The organism is Bacillus sp. DWP3-1 (assembly GCF_049896565.1).
In the GTDB taxonomy this organism is placed as follows: Bacteria; Bacillota; Bacilli; order Bacillales; family Bacillaceae; genus Bacillus.
Window position 1 is genome coordinate 780,412 of the sequence record NZ_JAFCUN010000001.1, and the last position, 16,211, is coordinate 796,622.

Annotated in this window: 18 protein-coding genes; all 18 read right to left on the bottom strand. The window is 41.8% G+C overall.

Annotated features, from left to right (window positions below; all coding sequences use genetic code 11):
• Positions 1 to 5: 5 nt before the first annotated feature.
• Complete coding sequence (locus ACP7A0_RS03960; RefSeq protein ID WP_060596839.1) at positions 6 to 1,121, bottom strand: prephenate dehydrogenase; 1,116 nt, start codon at positions 1,119 to 1,121, stop codon at positions 6 to 8.
• Between the two features lie 115 nt (positions 1,122 to 1,236).
• On the bottom strand, positions 1,237 to 2,334 hold the full coding sequence (gene hisC, locus ACP7A0_RS03965) for a histidinol-phosphate transaminase (protein WP_034661979.1): 1,098 nt from the start codon (positions 2,332 to 2,334) through the stop codon (positions 1,237 to 1,239).
• Positions 2,335 to 2,344: 10 nt separating this feature from the next.
• A complete protein-coding gene (gene trpA / locus ACP7A0_RS03970; protein WP_426004323.1) occupies positions 2,345 to 3,148 on the bottom strand; it encodes a tryptophan synthase subunit alpha in 804 nt (267 codons plus the stop codon).
• Positions 3,145 to 4,344, bottom strand: a complete 1,200-nt coding sequence (gene trpB, locus ACP7A0_RS03975; RefSeq protein WP_426004325.1) for a tryptophan synthase subunit beta — start codon at positions 4,342 to 4,344, stop codon at positions 3,145 to 3,147. Before trpB ends, trpA begins: the two co-directional genes overlap by 4 nt.
• On the bottom strand, positions 4,325 to 4,984 hold the full coding sequence (locus tag ACP7A0_RS03980; protein WP_106036827.1) for a phosphoribosylanthranilate isomerase: 660 nt from the start codon (positions 4,982 to 4,984) through the stop codon (positions 4,325 to 4,327). Before ACP7A0_RS03980 ends, trpB begins: the two co-directional genes overlap by 20 nt.
• 5 nt (positions 4,985 to 4,989) lie before the next feature.
• Complete coding sequence (gene trpC / locus ACP7A0_RS03985; RefSeq protein WP_106036828.1) at positions 4,990 to 5,742, bottom strand: indole-3-glycerol phosphate synthase TrpC; 753 nt, start codon at positions 5,740 to 5,742, stop codon at positions 4,990 to 4,992.
• Positions 5,735 to 6,757 carry an anthranilate phosphoribosyltransferase gene (gene trpD / locus ACP7A0_RS03990; RefSeq protein ID WP_106039208.1) on the bottom strand — a complete coding sequence of 341 codons (1,023 nt, stop codon included), beginning with the start codon at positions 6,755 to 6,757 and terminating at the stop codon, positions 5,735 to 5,737. Before trpD ends, trpC begins: the two co-directional genes overlap by 8 nt.
• Complete coding sequence (gene trpE, locus ACP7A0_RS03995) at positions 6,729 to 8,276, bottom strand: anthranilate synthase component I (protein ID WP_106036829.1); 1,548 nt, start codon at positions 8,274 to 8,276, stop codon at positions 6,729 to 6,731. The genes trpD and trpE overlap by 29 nt, the downstream gene beginning before the upstream one ends.
• A 231-nt stretch (positions 8,277 to 8,507) precedes the next feature.
• Positions 8,508 to 8,891 (bottom strand): chorismate mutase, encoded by a 384-nt coding sequence (gene aroH, locus ACP7A0_RS04000; protein ID WP_034661065.1) that lies wholly within the window; start codon positions 8,889 to 8,891, stop codon positions 8,508 to 8,510.
• The gene (aroB, locus tag ACP7A0_RS04005) at positions 8,888 to 9,979 is read right to left on the bottom strand and encodes a 3-dehydroquinate synthase (protein ID WP_060596744.1); all 1,092 of its coding nucleotides are present in this window, start codon (positions 9,977 to 9,979) and stop codon (positions 8,888 to 8,890) included. The genes aroH and aroB overlap by 4 nt, the downstream gene beginning before the upstream one ends.
• Positions 9,979 to 11,151 (bottom strand): chorismate synthase, encoded by a 1,173-nt coding sequence (gene aroC, locus ACP7A0_RS04010; protein ID WP_060596745.1) that lies wholly within the window; start codon positions 11,149 to 11,151, stop codon positions 9,979 to 9,981. The genes aroB and aroC overlap by 1 nt, the downstream gene beginning before the upstream one ends.
• A 73-nt stretch (positions 11,152 to 11,224) precedes the next feature.
• The gene (locus tag ACP7A0_RS04015) at positions 11,225 to 12,004 is read right to left on the bottom strand and encodes a CheR family methyltransferase (protein WP_066030725.1); all 780 of its coding nucleotides are present in this window, start codon (positions 12,002 to 12,004) and stop codon (positions 11,225 to 11,227) included.
• 145 nt (positions 12,005 to 12,149) lie between these two features.
• Positions 12,150 to 12,596, bottom strand: a complete 447-nt coding sequence (gene ndk, locus ACP7A0_RS04020; RefSeq protein ID WP_034661072.1) for a nucleoside-diphosphate kinase — start codon at positions 12,594 to 12,596, stop codon at positions 12,150 to 12,152.
• 129 nt (positions 12,597 to 12,725) lie between these two features.
• Positions 12,726 to 13,688, bottom strand: coding sequence for a heptaprenyl diphosphate synthase component II (gene hepT / locus ACP7A0_RS04025; RefSeq protein WP_034661075.1), 963 nt, complete (start codon positions 13,686 to 13,688; stop codon positions 12,726 to 12,728).
• Positions 13,689 to 13,712: 24 nt separating this feature from the next.
• A complete protein-coding gene (locus ACP7A0_RS04030; RefSeq protein ID WP_034661076.1) occupies positions 13,713 to 14,417 on the bottom strand; it encodes a demethylmenaquinone methyltransferase in 705 nt (234 codons plus the stop codon).
• A gap of 3 nt (positions 14,418 to 14,420) precedes the next feature.
• The gene (locus tag ACP7A0_RS04035; RefSeq protein ID WP_426004330.1) at positions 14,421 to 15,188 is read right to left on the bottom strand and encodes a heptaprenyl diphosphate synthase component 1; all 768 of its coding nucleotides are present in this window, start codon (positions 15,186 to 15,188) and stop codon (positions 14,421 to 14,423) included.
• Between the two features lie 114 nt (positions 15,189 to 15,302).
• Positions 15,303 to 15,533, bottom strand: a complete 231-nt coding sequence (gene mtrB, locus ACP7A0_RS04040) for a trp RNA-binding attenuation protein MtrB (protein WP_008344541.1) — start codon at positions 15,531 to 15,533, stop codon at positions 15,303 to 15,305.
• Between the two features lie 24 nt (positions 15,534 to 15,557).
• Complete coding sequence (gene folE, locus ACP7A0_RS04045; protein WP_034661079.1) at positions 15,558 to 16,127, bottom strand: GTP cyclohydrolase I FolE; 570 nt, start codon at positions 16,125 to 16,127, stop codon at positions 15,558 to 15,560.
• Positions 16,128 to 16,211 lie beyond the last annotated feature (84 nt).

The following is a 16,211-nucleotide window of genomic DNA, read 5'->3' on the forward strand; positions in this document are numbered from 1 at the left end:
TCACCTCAGTCAGCATAAAATGTATCGTAATTCGCTCTATTTTTTATACAGATCTCTGCACGCTTACGGTCGTCATCTGTTTGAAAACTAATGCGCAAAATCCCATTAATGTCTTCTCGCGTTTCAATAATACGGATATTCGTAATACTGATGTTTTCATTTGCTAAATGCCCTGTAATCTCCGAAATGACCCCAGGGTGATCTGGAACATCCACATAAAGGTCATAAAAAGCAGGAATGGCACCTTTTTTCCTAAGAGGAAGTCCATCGCGATATTCCTTTGCCTCTTGAAAATAAGAGAACAAGCCTTCAGCGTCTTCTTGCTGTACAAAGGTCTCAATGCGGTCGATCTCTTTTTTCCATTCATGGAACCGGTCTAAAATCTTGTTTTTGTTGTGCAGAAGGATATCTCGCCACATTGCAGGATTGCTTGAAGCAATACGTGTAATGTCACGAAAGCCTCCAGCAGCAAACCGTTTGACAAGTGGGAATTGTTCTTCAAAATGATGTGCTTGATGCACAAGGCTGGCTGCAACAATATGAGGGAAATGACTAATCACACTTGTTACACCATCATGTTCTTCTGGAGTCATCTCAATGAAATGAGCATTTGTCCCCTTTAACAAGTCCTTCAAACGATCAACAGCCTGGCGATTTGTTTCCTTTGCCGGCGTTAAAATGTAGAATGCATTTTCAAATAAAAAGTCTTTCGCTGCAATGACTCCTGACTTATGAGAGCCTGCCATCGGATGTCCACCAATAAATTGGTAGTGCTTAGGAAGCGTTTTTTCAGCAAAATGGACGACCTTTTGCTTTGTGCTGCCAACATCGGTAATTGTGAGCTCTCTCTCAATTCCAGAGTTTGCAATCTCACGAAGCATCTTGACTGTTTGCTGAACTGGTGTTGCCAATATAATAGTCGCAGATTCATCCAAACCTGCCGCAAATGAATCAGCTGCTAAATCAATGATACCCAACTTTGTTGCCGCAACCATTTGTTCTTTGGACACATCGTATCCTACAATTTTTTTATGGGGATACTCTTTTTTAATCGACAGTGCGATGGAACCTCCAATTAAGCCAAGTCCAGCGATTAATATTGTTTCGTTTGCATCATTCATGTTCATCACCTGTTTTTTCACGAAAATTAAAAAAGCCATTTCAACAGCTTATATGTATATGAGGTTGGTACAATGAAAGCCATATCCTGCCTTAGGATATGACTTTATGGTTATGCTACGCACGAATGCCTTGCATTAAATCGGCAAGTGTACTTAGAATTTCTGCATTTTGCTCCATTGTTCCGACCGTAATACGTAAAGAAGTCGGAAAACCAAGTGCTTTACCAGAACGAACAATGTAGCCTTTTTTCAATAATGCATTGAATAATTCATCTGCATCTCTCTTAAAATCAATCAGCACGAAGTTTGTTTGAGACGGATAAATAAAAAGTCCAAAACGGTCAGCAAATTCTTGATATTGCTTGAGACCTGCTTCATTTTTCTGTCTGCAAGATTGAATGAAATCCTGATCTTTTATCGCTGCACGTGCAGCTGCCTGAGCGATACGACTCGTATTAAACGGCTCTCTCGCTGGTTCAATCGCAGTAATCAACTCTTCCGACGCAATGCCATAGCCTACTCGAAGTGCAGCCAGTCCATACGCTTTTGAAAACGTTCGGAGTACGATGACATTTTGATAGGAGTGTAATAAAGATAAGCTGTTCGGAAAGTCTTCCGCACGAACGTATTCGACATATGCTTCATCTAGTACAACAAGCACATGAGCTGGTACTTGGTCTAAAAACGCCACAAGCTCAGATTCTGACAAATGATTTCCCGTCGGGTTATTCGGGTTGCATACCCAGACGACCTTCGTGTTCTCATCAATCGCATCCAGCATGCCCTTCAGATCGTGAGCTCCTCCGTCTAAAAGCGGCACCTCTCGAATCTCTGCCTGCTCAATGACGGCATTGTGACGGTATTGCGGAAAAGATGGAGCTGGGATGACGGTATTTGTATGTTGGTCAAGGAATGCCCTAGCAATAATTTGCACAAGTTCATCTGAGCCATTCCCGAATATTAATTGTTTTTCATTTACTTGAAGAAACTCAGCAAGCTCCGTTCTTAAACTTGCGCTGTATCCATCTGGATAGATCGCTAAATGTTCGAGCTCAGCTTGTATCGCCTCTCTTGCATGTAAGGAACATCCAAAAGGGTTTTCATTTGAAGCCAATTTCACAATCTTGTCTAATTGATATTCTTTTTTGACCTCTTCAATTGGTTTCCCAGGTTGATACGGTTTTAGTTGTTTTAATTGATCTTTGATTTGCAAAAGTTTCACCTCATTTGAATGAATAGAGGGGACTAAATGTTTTTGCATAGGTTTCAAATTCTCTTAAAGCTTCTTGACGTGTATCACTTGCTAACAATTGATCTTGAAGTTCTTCAATTTTTTTCACAAGTGCACTGCCTACAACGACACCGTCACTCAGTTTATTCATTGAGTCTACCTGCTCTCTTGTTGAGATGCCAAAACCGACCGCAACCGGTATGCGACTCAGCTGTTTCACTTGTTGAATAAAATCAGTAATCGATTCGTCAAAGGTTTGTCTGACACCTGTTACACCAAGAGATGAAACACAATACACAAAACCTTCTGCCTGCTCTACAATGTTTACTAATCGTTCCTTGCTGGTTGGTGCAACGAGCGAAATATATGAAATGTCATAAGTTTGACAGTTCTTTTGCAGCTCACTGCTCTCTTCAAACGGCAAGTCGGGTGTTAAGAGTCCCGAAATATGATTTTTGCGCAGTAAAGCGAAAAAGTATTCTGTGTCTAATTGTAACACAGGATTATAATACGTAAATAGAATTACAGGAATTTTTACACCATTTTTTTTCATCTTCCCTGCTAATTCTATCGCTTTTACGATATTCATGCCATGATTTAGAGCTCTTTTGGAGGCTCTTTGAATGACAGGACCGTCCGCTAGCGGGTCGGAATAAGGGACACCTAGTTCAATCGCATGTGCACCGGCTGCTTGAAGGGACACAGCTAAATCAATCGTGACTTCTTCTGACGGATCTCCTGCCGTGATAAATGGGATGAATAATTTCTCGCCTTTCTCTAATTGAAATGTGATCATTTGGTTTTGCCCTCACTTTCAAACACATTCATTAATGTATGCACATCCTTATCTCCTCTTCCTGACAGGCAGACAAGGACGATTTCATCTTCATTCATCGTCCTGCTCATCTCAAACGCCTTGGCTAAAGCGTGTGCTGATTCAATCGCTGGCAGGATTCCTTCCTTTTCTGTCAGCAGCTTTAGCGCATCCAGTGCTTCTTGATCTGTAGCACTCACATATTGAACCCTGCCGCTCGCATGTAAATATGCGTGCTCTGGCCCGATCCCAGGATAATCTAAACCAGCTGAAATGGAATAGGGCTCAATAATCTGGCCAAATTCGTCTTGGATTAAATATGTCAAAGATCCATGAATGACCCCTTTTGTCCCCTTCGTAATGGTTGCTGCATGAAGCGGCGTATCGATTCCTTTTCCAGCGGCTTCTACACCAATAATATCAATCTCTTCATCTAAAAACGCTCGGTACATTCCAATGGCATTACTTCCGCCGCCGACACAAGCAATGACTTTATGTGGGAGCCTGCCTTCTTTTTTAATTATCTGCTCTTTTGCTTCATCACCAATCATCCGCTGGAACTCACTGACGATTTGGGGATACGGGTGAGGTCCTACAACTGAGCCGATCATATAGAAATGATCACTGCAGTGCTGGACCCAGTAACGAATCGCTTCGTTGGTTGCATCTTTTAATGTGCCATTTCCGCTTGTGACAGGTATGACCTCAGCGCCAAGGAGCTTCATTCGGAATACATTGAGTGATTGTCTTTCCACATCCTCTTTCCCCATAAATACCGTGCAGGATAATCCAAACTTTGCGGCCACCGTTGCGGCTGCTACTCCGTGCTGTCCTGCGCCTGTTTCCGCGATGATGTTTGATTTCCCCATTTTTTTCGCAAGCAGAGCCTGCCCAAGTGCATTGTTAATTTTATGAGCGCCTGTATGGTTTAAATCTTCTCTTTTTAAATAGATTTTTGCGCCGCCGAGGTATGCTGATAATTGATCAGCATATGTCAGCGCAGTCGGTCTGCCTGAATAGTTTTGCAAAAGGGAAAGATATTCTTGCTCAAAAGCAGGGTCTTCTTTTAATTCGTTAAATGCTTGTTCGATTTCTTCGAGCGGCTGCATGAGCGTCTCAGGAACAAATTTCCCTCCAAATTCTCCATATCTGCCAAGCTCATTTGGATATGCGTACATCGTTTAACATCCTTTCTTCGAGCGCTTTGATCTTAGCGCTGCTTTTATTCCCGTTTTCTTCTATGCCGCTTGAAAGATCGATCGCTTTTGGGCCATAGGCAAGCAGCTCTGGCAGCGTTTCTGGTGTTATTCCGCCTGCAATGATACATGTTTTCTCCAGTCGTTTTGCCTGCTGAATGTATACAGGTACCGCTTCCCATGTAAAAGCTGTGCCAGAACCACCTCTCATCCCTTTTACTTTCGCATCAATGAGGAAGCCATCGACAAACGGCGCAAATGCCGTCATTTTATCGAGTGTTTCTTTTACATCGGGCTCGTGGTGAAAGACTTTCCACACAATCGCTCCTGTTTGTTGTTTTATTTCTTTTGCATCCTCTCGTGTTTCATCTCCATGCAGCTGCACGATATCTAAAGGAATATGCTTTGTGATGTCACACACTTTTTGGATGTTTTCATTTACAAATACACCCGTAATCTCTTTCTCACACTGCGACTCGGTGAGCCATTGTTTCACTTGTTCTGGATCGACTTGTCTTTTACTTGGAGCAAAAATAAACCCGATCGCATCTGCTTGAGATTGCGCAATGCATTCTACATCTTCTAGTGAGACCGCTCCGCAATATTTTAAAAAAGGCTTCATCGTGATCATTCACCAAACAACGTCTGGACGGCTTTTTCTTGTGAGGGTTTTCTCATTAATGATTCACCTACAAGGACAGCACTCGCTCCATGTTTTTTAACAAAGGTCAGATCATCAAATGTCTGAATACCGCTTTCACTTACTAGTAAGACATCCTTTGGAACAAGTGGTGCAATCTCTTTTGTTTGCTCAACTGTTGTTTTAAATGTTTTTAAATTTCGGTTATTCACGCCAATGATTTCAGGGGTGAATAGGTTTAAGATTTGTTCCAGTGTATCTGCTGCATGAACTTCGACAAGAATATCTAGTCCTTTTTCCTTCGCTTCAACATAGAGTTCATGCAGCTGTTTCGGTTCAAGCACTTCTCCAATTAATAAAATGGCATCTGCACCGATACGTCTTGACTCTTCTACCTGTATGGAATCGATGATAAAGTCTTTTCTTAAAATTGGACGTCCGACGTGTTCTTTAATTAAGGAAAGATACTCGTTCTTCCCTTGAAAAAATGGTTCATCTGTTAAGACTGATAAGCAATCAGCATTCGATTTTTCGTATGCTTTTGCTGTTTGCAGAGGATCAAAATTCGGCTGAATGATTCCTTTGGAAGGAGATGCCTTTTTCACCTCAGCAATGAGCCCAATCGAACGGTGAGGATTCATCAGTGCTTCTTTAAATGATCGTCTTTCATAGTGTCCATCATCAGGTAACTCCAACGTTTGGATATGTTCTTTTTTGCGTGCAATGATTTGATTAAGCATAGATCTCTTCCTCTTTCGTTTTTTGTCTTAAACGAGCCAATTGTTCTTTGGCTGCTCCGTTTTTTATCGTTTCTAATGCTTTTAATGTTCCTGCCATGAGGCTTTCAGACTTGCCTGCGATATATAAAGCCGCTCCGGCATTCAGAGCTGTAATATGAAGCGGCGCCCCTTCTGTTTGATGATTCAATATATTCTGAATCAATTTTGCGCTCTCTTCCGGTGATTGGACCTGAATATCTGATAAGTATCCTTTTTCCAGTCCAAAGTCTTCTGGGTTTAGCGTATATTCTGTCATGGCACCTTTTTTGAGTTCAATCACATATGAATTTGCTGTAATCGTTAATTCATCCAGCCCGTCTTCCCCGCATACAAACAAGACATGCTCTGGCTCTAATGGGGCAAGGGCTTCCGCCATTAATTTCGCCTTTTCCTTTGCATACACACCGATGATTTGCTTTTTGGCTTGCATCGGGTGGCAAAGCGGTCCTAATAGATTAAATACCGTCCGGAAGCCAAGCTGCTTGCGGACTGCTGCTACTTGTTTCATAGATGAATGGTACAGTGGTGCAAATAAAAAGCCCATGTTTTTGTCTTGTATTTGTCTTCTCGTTTCTTCTGGAGTGGATTGAATGTGAATGCCAAGACACTCTAGCACGTCGGCACTTCCGCTTTTAGAAGAGACTGAACGATTTCCGTGTTTTGCGATTTTAGCACCAGCGGCGGAAGCCACAATGGCAGCTGCAGTTGATATATTAAATGTAGAGAGTCCATCGCCTCCTGTACCGCATGTGTCAACGACATCGAGCGATCTTTCCGCTGGTGCTGCCTTTTGCCGCATGGCCCTCACGAAGCCTGTCATTTCTTCAGCGGTTTCTCCTCTGTGCGCTAAAATCGATAGACTTGCAGCGACTTCAGCATCTGTTAAAGATCCGCTCAACATATCATGCATTAGCCTATGGGCTTCATTTTCTGATAGGAAGCCTCCGTTAACAAGAGCTGAAAGTCGCTGATTCATCCTGCACACTCTCCTTTTCTGAGAAAATATGTTCAGCAAGCTGAATGGCCTTCAGAAGCGCTCCTGCCTTGTTACAAGTCTCTTCCCATTCATTTTCTGGAACAGAATCTGCGACAATGCCAGCGCCTGCTTGTATGGAAGCGGTCTGATCTTTGATGCTCATGGTGCGAATGGTAATACAAGAGTCGATATTGCCGTCGAACCCAATATAGGCAATACAGCCGCCATACGTTTCCCTTGGCTCAGGCTCCATTTCATTTAATAATTGCATCGCTCTTATTTTCGGTGCCCCTGTTAATGTGCCTGCAGGAAAAGCGGACATGAGCGCATCGACTGGGTGTGTATCCTGCTTTAGCTTCCCTGTCACAATGGAGATGATGTGCATGACATGTGAAAAGTTCACAACTTTTGTAAAGGTCGGTACAGACACACTGCCGTATTCTGCTACGCGGCCGACATCATTTCTGGCTAGATCTACTAACATGTAATGTTCTGCTTTTTCTTTCTCATCCTCTAACAGCTCTCTTGCAAGCGCAGCGTCCTCTTCTTTTGTTTTTCCTCGTTTTCTTGTGCCTGCAATGGGGTGAATTTCTAAGTGCCCATTTTTGGCATGGATTAATCGTTCTGGCGAGCTTCCGACTAAATCGCGGTCTTTTAATTTCATAAAATACATGTATGGAGATGGATTCACAATGCGAAGCACGCGGTATAATTCAAATGAACTCACTGACACTGGGATATCAAAGCGCTGTGAGAGGACGCCTTGAAAAATATCACCTGCTCGAATGTATTCTTTGATTTTTTCTACGTCCTTTAAAAATTGCGCTTTTTCATAGGTTGACGTCACATGTTCAAAGGACGGTGATTCGTTCATATTCCCTGATAAAATCAGTTCTTTCATATCAATCTTTGTATGGAGCTTGTGAATCATCTGTTCAAGCCGCTTTTGATTTTCTTTATAAGCTTGTATTTTTTCGTCTTCTGTTTCATTTCCGGTCAGCTGGGTGTATTGGATAAAATGAACATGATTAGTTTCATGATCAAAGGCAATCATCGTTTGGCAGACAAATAGAGTACAATTGTCTGTCGTTGATGCGCTTAGGTGTGGCCTGACAGAAGGTTCAATACTTGGAATAAGATCGTAACTTAAGTACCCAACTGCCCCGCCTGTAAATGGGATGTCAACATCTGGTGTCTTGATTTGGTATTGCTCTTTCATCCAGTCTAGTAAGTCTTTCAGTTCTTGCTTTTTCATGACTTCCTGCCCTGCAGCGTCACGTGCAATATATTGGTTTTGGTCATCGTGTAAGGTTAAAAAAGGATGTAATCCGATGAAGGAATATCTCGACCAGCTAGAAGACTCGTCTCTGCTTTCTAGCAGATACACAATATCTTGCTTGAGTTTTTCGACAATTTGAATCGGTGAGAGCGTATCAACTGTAATGGTTTCAACAATCGGGATTGTTTTGTGGGACTCGCTGTCCCTTAAAAATTGGGTCAGGTTTGATTGGGAATTCATAAGCACACTCCTTAAATGGGATTAAGGAGAATGAGGGGACATATAGAGGGTTTGTATGAGTATACGAAATAAGCCTAAAAGAGGGTTGCTCTTTTAGGCAGTATGATGAAATAGACGTATCGTATCTCTGCTCAACTCTACTCATCTCAACTACCCTAGTCTCATTCTCATCTTCTCTAAGCTTGCAATGCCGTTTACACCTGTGTGTAAACTTCGGCTGTTCATATCGTATTATAATTCCTTGTTTTTTGTCAACTGTAAATCAGGGCGAAGCGTCACAGCTTCTTCCAAGTACACATGCTGCACATCTTCCTGCTTTGTGTCTGTTTGGACCGTCATTAAAACGCGAATGCAATGCTTTAGACCGCCTTGAATGTCCAGCTCCTGCATACAAGTAACAGGCACATACGTCCATCCTTCAAACTGACGAAGGGCTTTTGCCGGAAAAACGGAGTGAATATCTTGTGTAGCTGAAATTAAGATCTGCACGACACGTTCTGGATCTACTTGATTTCTTGAAATAATCGCTTCTAGCAGCTGTTTCGTTTTGTTTAACACTTCTGTTTCTGTATCTTCTGTCACAGTTGTAGCCCCACGTATCCCGCGAAACATCATAGACATCCCTCCTCCCGTTTCCATTCTTCGAGCCAGTGATGCAGCTCATCTTTTGTGAAAGACTGCAAGACAGCGTCTCCAACCTGTTTTAATAAAACAAATTGAACGGTTCCGCCTCTTGCCTTTTTATCACCAATCATTCGGTCAACAAATGTTTTCGTGGAAATGTTTTGAGTGACTTGTACCGGGAATCCGAGTTCTTTCATCCAATTTTTTAGTTCCATCCGATTGAGGCTGAGTCCCAGCTTCTTTTCGCTCACATATAGCGCAAACTGCATGCCGATTGCAATAGCATCTCCGTGCGTGATAACGCCGTATCCATACTCTGCTTCAATGGCGTGCCCAAGTGTATGACCTAAATTCAAAAATGCACGCACGCCTTGTTCTCTTTCGTCTTTTTGAACAATCGACGCTTTGACTTGAATCCCTTGATACAGCATATGTGCCAGCTCGCTCTTTGAACATTCCGCCAAAGAACGAATGGACATCAGTTCTGATAAAAAGTCTTCACTTGAAATGAGGGCATGTTTGATGACCTCAGCAAAGCCTGACCTCATTTCAATTTGAGATAGTGTCTCAAGCATACTCGTATCATAGATCACAGCTTTCGGCTGATGAAATGCACCGATTAAATTTTTACCGAGCGGGTGGTTAATCCCTGTTTTCCCGCCAACTGCACTGTCATGTGCCAGCAGCGTCGTCGGCACTTGAATAAAATCAATGCCTCTCATATAACTAGCAGCAACAAAGCCAGCCAAATCCCCAATTACGCCTCCTCCCAGCGCAATGATGCACGAGGAGCGATCCAGCTGAAACTGAATGGCCTTCGTATGAATATGCTCAAACTCAGCAAAAGATTTCGACTGCTCTCCGCTTGGCACAACCACTTTATGCACAGACCACTTCTGCTTAAGTAATCGAACCATTTCATCACCGTAAATGGCATCAACAGCTGTATCTGTAACGATTAGGAGCTTCGTATAGGAATGCCCCGTGGAAGTCATCAAGTCGACGATATTGCGTTTAATCCCATCACCGATGTATACAGGATAAGTGGCTGAAGACGTCTTAACTTCCAGTGTTTTCATTAAAATTCCCTCTGAAGCTGGCGCATTTTTTCAACATTTTCTTTAATGCGGTCGATTTGATCAAGACCAAACTGCTCAACAACAGCATTGGCAATTTCCCAAGCCACGACTGCTTCTGCGACAACACTTGCGGCAGGAACAGCACAGCTGTCAGAACGTTCAATACTTGCGGAGAAAGGTTCTTTTGTTTCAATGTCAACGCTTTGAAGCGGTTTATAAAGCGTTGGGATTGGTTTCATGACCCCTCTTACGACAATTGGCATACCAGTTGACATTCCGCCTTCAAGACCGCCTAAGCGATTTGTTTTTCTCGTATAGCCTTTTTCTTCATCCCAAATGATTTCATCATGGACCTCACTGCCATTTTTAGAAGCCGCCTCGAAGCCGATACCGAATTCAACCCCTTTAAAAGCGTTGATACTCAGAACAGCACCTGCAAGCTTGCTGTCTAATTTGCGGTCATAGTGAACATAGCTTCCGACTCCAACCGGCATTCCTTCAACGATAACTTCAACAATTCCGCCAATTGAATCACCGTTTTTCTTCGCTTCATCAATGGCATCCATCATTTTTTGACCTGCTTCACTGTCGTAGCAGCGAACAGGCGACTCTTCCGTTACCTTTTGCAAATCTTCAATCGATTTATATGTCGTATGAGCTGCTTTCACTCCGCCAATTTCAAGAACGTGGCCAGCTACCTTGATTCCTAGATGAGCCAAGATTTGTTTGGCGACTGCGCCTGCTGCTACGCGAACGGTTGTCTCGCGGGCTGATGAACGCTCTAATACGTTTCGCATATCACGATGTCCATATTTAATCGCACCATTTAAATCCGCATGTCCTGGTCTAGGGCGTGAAATTTGACGCTTCATTTCACTCTCTTCTTCTTCTGTGATCGGCTCTGCCCCCATCACCTTTGTCCAATGCTTCCAGTCGTTGTTTTCAACGACAAGTGCAATAGGAGAACCTAATGTTTTCCCGTGGCGAACACCACTTAACACTTTCGCTTGGTCTTTTTCAATCTGCATTCTTCGCCCGCGGCCGTGACCTTTTTGTCTTCTAGCCAATTCATAATTGATGTCATCCTGCTCTATGTAAAGTCCCGCTGGAACGCCTTCAATAATTGTGGTCAATTGTGGACCATGTGATTCACCTGCTGTTAAGTATCTCATGACTTGATCTCCCTTCATCGCATTAACGCTTTTAAGTAAAACTATGATAACACACTTACTACTAAAAAGTCAGCTACAACCCCTTCTTTTGATAAAAGAAAGTATCAGCAGATGTCAGTCCAAACTTTTCTGGGTGAAAAATTTGTTCAGTAGAACCCACAAATAATACGCCATTTGGTTTTAAACTGCTGCTCATTTTCAAGTAAATCTCTTCTTTTGCCTCTTCTGTAAAGTAAATGAGGACATTTCGGCACACGATAAGATCAAGCTGTTTTTCATAAGGATCTGCTAAAAGGTTGTGCTTCTTAAATTGAATGTGCTTTCGCACATCATCCTTCACAGTGTAAAATGAAGAATCTTCTTTTGTGAAATATTTTTGCTTGATTTGATCTGGTACCTCTTGCAATGATCGTTCATGATATCTTCCTTTTTGAGCTGATTGCAGAACTTTATCATCAATATCAGTTGCAATAATTTGGAAGTCCTTCACGAGCGGATGGCTTGATAGAAGCATTGAGAGTGTATACGGCTCCTCTCCTGTCGAACATGCTGCACTCCATATTTTTAGGGTGCCGCTGTTTTTCGAAAGCAGCGGAAGAATTTTTTGGTCAAGCACTTCCCAGCGCTGATAGTTTCGGTAAAATTCTGACACATTGATCGTCATTCGATCCATCGTCTCATCTAATAGTGCTCTATCCTTTTCAAGGGCAGCCGCGAATGCTTCAAAATCTCTATATCCTTTTTTATCATAAAGTGACGTTAATCTTCGTTTCATTTGTGCTTCTTTATATAAATTCAGATCCACCCCGGTTAGTTTTTTCCATTTTCCGACAAATACTTGATATTGATCCATCAAAGTCCTCTCCTGTCTCATCTATCTTTGTCCTAGTATAGCTGTTTTTATCGAAAATTTGTATCTTCTCATGCGAAATTTCGTGTAGAAATATTCATATAAAAAAAGCCAAGGTGCTCATTTGATGAACACCTTGGCTTGAACCTTAATAAATCCAGCTTGAGATGGTTTGATCCCAGCTTGTGAGTTCTTCTTGTTTGAAGAATAAGTTGATTTCTCTTTCAGCACTTTCTGGTGAGTCTGAGCCATGGATAATGTTTTTTCCAACCGTCAATCCATAGTCTCCTCTTATTGTGCCTGGAAGTGCTTCCTTCGGGTTTGTTTTGCCGATAATCTGTCTTGTTACATCTACTACCTGTTCACCTTGCCATACCATTGCAAATACTGGTCCTGACGTAATAAAGTCAACCAATTCCCCGAAAAATGGTTTTTCTTTATGCTCTCCGTAATGTGTTTCTGCTACTTCTTTTGGAATACTCATTAGTTTTGCACCAACAAGCTGAAGCCCCTTTTTTTCGAATCTTGACACAATTTCACCGATTAATTGTCTTTCCACACCATCAGGTTTGACCATAAGAAATGTTTTGTCCATATACGTTCTCCACCCCGTCGTTATGTATGTATAGGCTTACATTGTTACAAAGTGATCGTATCATTTTTTTTTATAATAATCAATTTTTGACAAAAAATTTCACAAAAAAACCAATCAACAACATGTTGATTAGAATTTTCGTTTTCCAATATATTTGGCAATGGAGGCGAGTGACGTTTTCGCTCGTCCTCGAGGAAGTTTGTCCAGCTGTTCAAATGCCTTCTTCAAATACATTTCACTCACTCGAATCGAGCGGTCGATCGCATCTGTTTGTTTGAGATGTTCAATCACAGGCTTCAGCTGCATTTCCGTTGTTTCACTATTAATCAGCTTTAATTGGCCTTCGAGTGCCTGGTTCTTCAGTGCATATAAGACCGGGAGTGTGACATTTCCTTGTAAAAGGTCTCCCCCAACAGGCTTACCAAGCTCTTCTTCAGTTGATGTGAAATCAAGCACATCATCAATGATCTGATAGGACATACCGACATAATAGCCAAACCAGTAAAGGGCTTTATGTGTTTTCTCATCTGTACCTGCTGCTATCGCACCTAACTGGCAGCTGCCTGCAATGAGCAAGGCTGTTTTTCGTTTGATTCTTCTTAAGTATGTACGCAGGTTTTGATCCATATTGTATTTGTCTTTCACTTGCTCGATTTCACCAAGACAGAGCTCGACGACCATCTTTGACAAAATTTCATGCGCCATTGGGTGATTGATCTTTGTCATATACTCAAGCGATCTTGCAAACATATAATCTCCTGTGTACATGGCAATTCGATTGTCCCATTTTGCCTTAATCGTTGGCTTGCCTCTTCTCAGCTCAGCATCATCAATGACATCATCATGAACGAGCGATGCCATATGAATCAGCTCAAGAGCAACGGCAACATATTTAATTTTATTAATGTCATAGTCGCCAAACATGCCTGAAAGGAGAACAAAAACGGGGCGGATTCGTTTTCCGCCCGCTTGCAGCAAATGAAGACCTGCTTCACTTAATAATGCATAATCAGAGCGAACTGTTTGTTCAAGCTCTTTTTCAATAATATCGATATCATGATTTAAAAAAGAGATCATTGCTTTTAGTTTCATTATTTTCACCCAAATATCGTTTATTCAAAGCTTCTTTCCGATATGTGTTGCTGCTACACCGCCTGTAAATGGATGATACGAGACATCAGACAGACCCGCCTCTTCGAAAAGAGCCGCCAGTTCTTTCATGCCAGGGAACGCTTTGGCTGATTCTTGAAGCCATGAATACTCCTGATAGCTTTTGGCAAACAGTTTACCAAAGAGCGGCATGATGTATTTGAAATAGACATAGTAGCCTTGTTTAAACCCAATCATTTCAGGCTGTGATGTCTCAAGACAGACAACCATTCCACCAGGCTTCACGACTCTTGTCATTTCCTTTAGCACCGTTAAGTAATCAGGGACGTTTCGTAGGCCAAAACCGATCGTGACATAATCAAATGTGTTATCCTCAAAAGGAAGCTCCATCGCATTGCCGTGAAGCAGTTCAATTTGATTATAGCCCCCAGTTTTCACCTTCGTTTCTCCAACACTCAGCATATTTTTACTAAAATCAAGGCCTTTGACTTCGCCTTTTTCGCCTACAGCATCAGCAAGCGCAATGGTCCAATCGGCTGTTCCGCAGCATACATCCAATGCTTTGGCTCCTTTTTGAACATTCATGAGTTTCATTGTTTTATCGCGCCACTTTTTATGCTGCTTAAAGCTGATGACAGAGTTCATTTGATCATAATTTTTATAAATTTTTTCAAATACACCGTGTACTCGCTGTTCTTTTGATTGCTGCATGACTTACCCTTCTTCCACTTTCTGATGGTACGCAGGCTCATTTTTCATATGATCCAAGCGATTTAATAGCTCTTTTTGAACGACCGGAGATGAAACAAGAAGCTCCTTGATCGATCGTTTGGCCTTTTCATAGCCTTCCTTCTCAAAGTTGTCAAAACATGTATAGGCGTCCGTATAGCTATCGTTCAAAAAAAGTTTTAAATGTTTGTCATCTTCTGCTTGTTTCATGAAACGCTTATAAACAAGGAAACGACTTGCAATCTCATTCCAATGCGTTAATTGAAAATGCTCAGAAACCCTTTGGAATAACGCAGACTCAACAGTTGCTACACTTTTGTAAAAGTGCGCTGCATCTTTAATGGATCGATCATACAGTCTAATTTTATGTTCATTGATCTCTTTGATCGCCGTTGCGAGCGTGCGAATCATGTAGATGTCTTTCATGTCAGAGAGAAGAGAATAATAGAGACCGCTGAAATAGTCTCCTGCTAGGATGGTCAGCTGACGATTTTTGAATTCGTCTTGTTTGATGGCTGCAGCAGTTGTGACTTCGTCATGGGTATCAAGGGCAATTTGTACAAGCATCGCCGTTAAAATATAATTTTCTTTTTTCTCTGCATCAATTTGAGCTTCATCAAACATTGCATGAAAAAGAAGGAGCTTATCTTCATCGATGAGTGGCGCACGTAAATGCTTCGCCAAATAAGGATGAGAAAGCTTTTTATTTAATTTTATATTTAGATTAGATAAAATTCCGTAGATGTCTTGCAAAGATATCACCCTTGTCCCAAAAATTACAGTTTCATATGTAGCCCTGCACATTGTATAGAGATTTATTATACCATATCAGCTCTCACTTTTATGCTATCAAGTGCATTCAAGTGCTTATTTCTTTGCTTCGCTTTGAATTTCACCGAAGCTCGTTTGAATGACAGCATCGCCTCTTACTTTGATCGCTGACGTATGCTCAGTAAATTGTGCAATGATGACTTCACCTTTATCGAGCTTTTCGGAATGGTGAAATCTTGTATCAGAGCCTCTAGTTAAGCCGATGACATTTACACCATTATCAATGGCTTTAATCACTACAAAATCAGATGCTTTATTTTCACTCAATCTGTTCACCTTCCATCTATTGAATTAGTCGTTTTTAATAAAGGAAAGCACTTCTGCTCTTGCCGCCGTATCATTTGCAAATGTACCGCGTACTGCTGATGTCACGGTTTTAGCACCTGGCTTTTTCACTCCGCGCATCGTCATACACATATGCTCTGCTTCAACGACAATCATCACGCCATGCGGATTGAGTGTTTCCACCATACTATCTGCAATGGTTGATGTAATGCGTTCCTGAAGCTGCGGGCGTTTGGCAACAGCCTCTACAGCTCTTGCAAGTTTGCTAAGTCCCGTTACTTTTCCGCCGCGCGGAATATAAGCGACATGGGCTTTTCCGTAAAAAGGTACAAGGTGGTGTTCACACATTGAATGGAAAGCAATATCTTTTACAAGAACGAGTTCTTCGTGGTCTTCACCAAAAATGGTTTTAAAATGTTCTTTTGGATCTTCATTTAATCCCGAGAACACTTCTTCATACATTTTTGCTACTCGTTTTGGGGTATCAAGAAGTCCTTCACGATCTGGATCTTCTCCGATGGCTTTTAATATATCGCGTACTGCGTGTTCGATTAGTTCTTTATTTATTTCACTCATGTATTATATCCTCCAAAGGCGATTACATTTCAATCAGATTCTAGCACACTTCAGATCCTAAAAGCAAAGGAGAGCGTTCTAAAC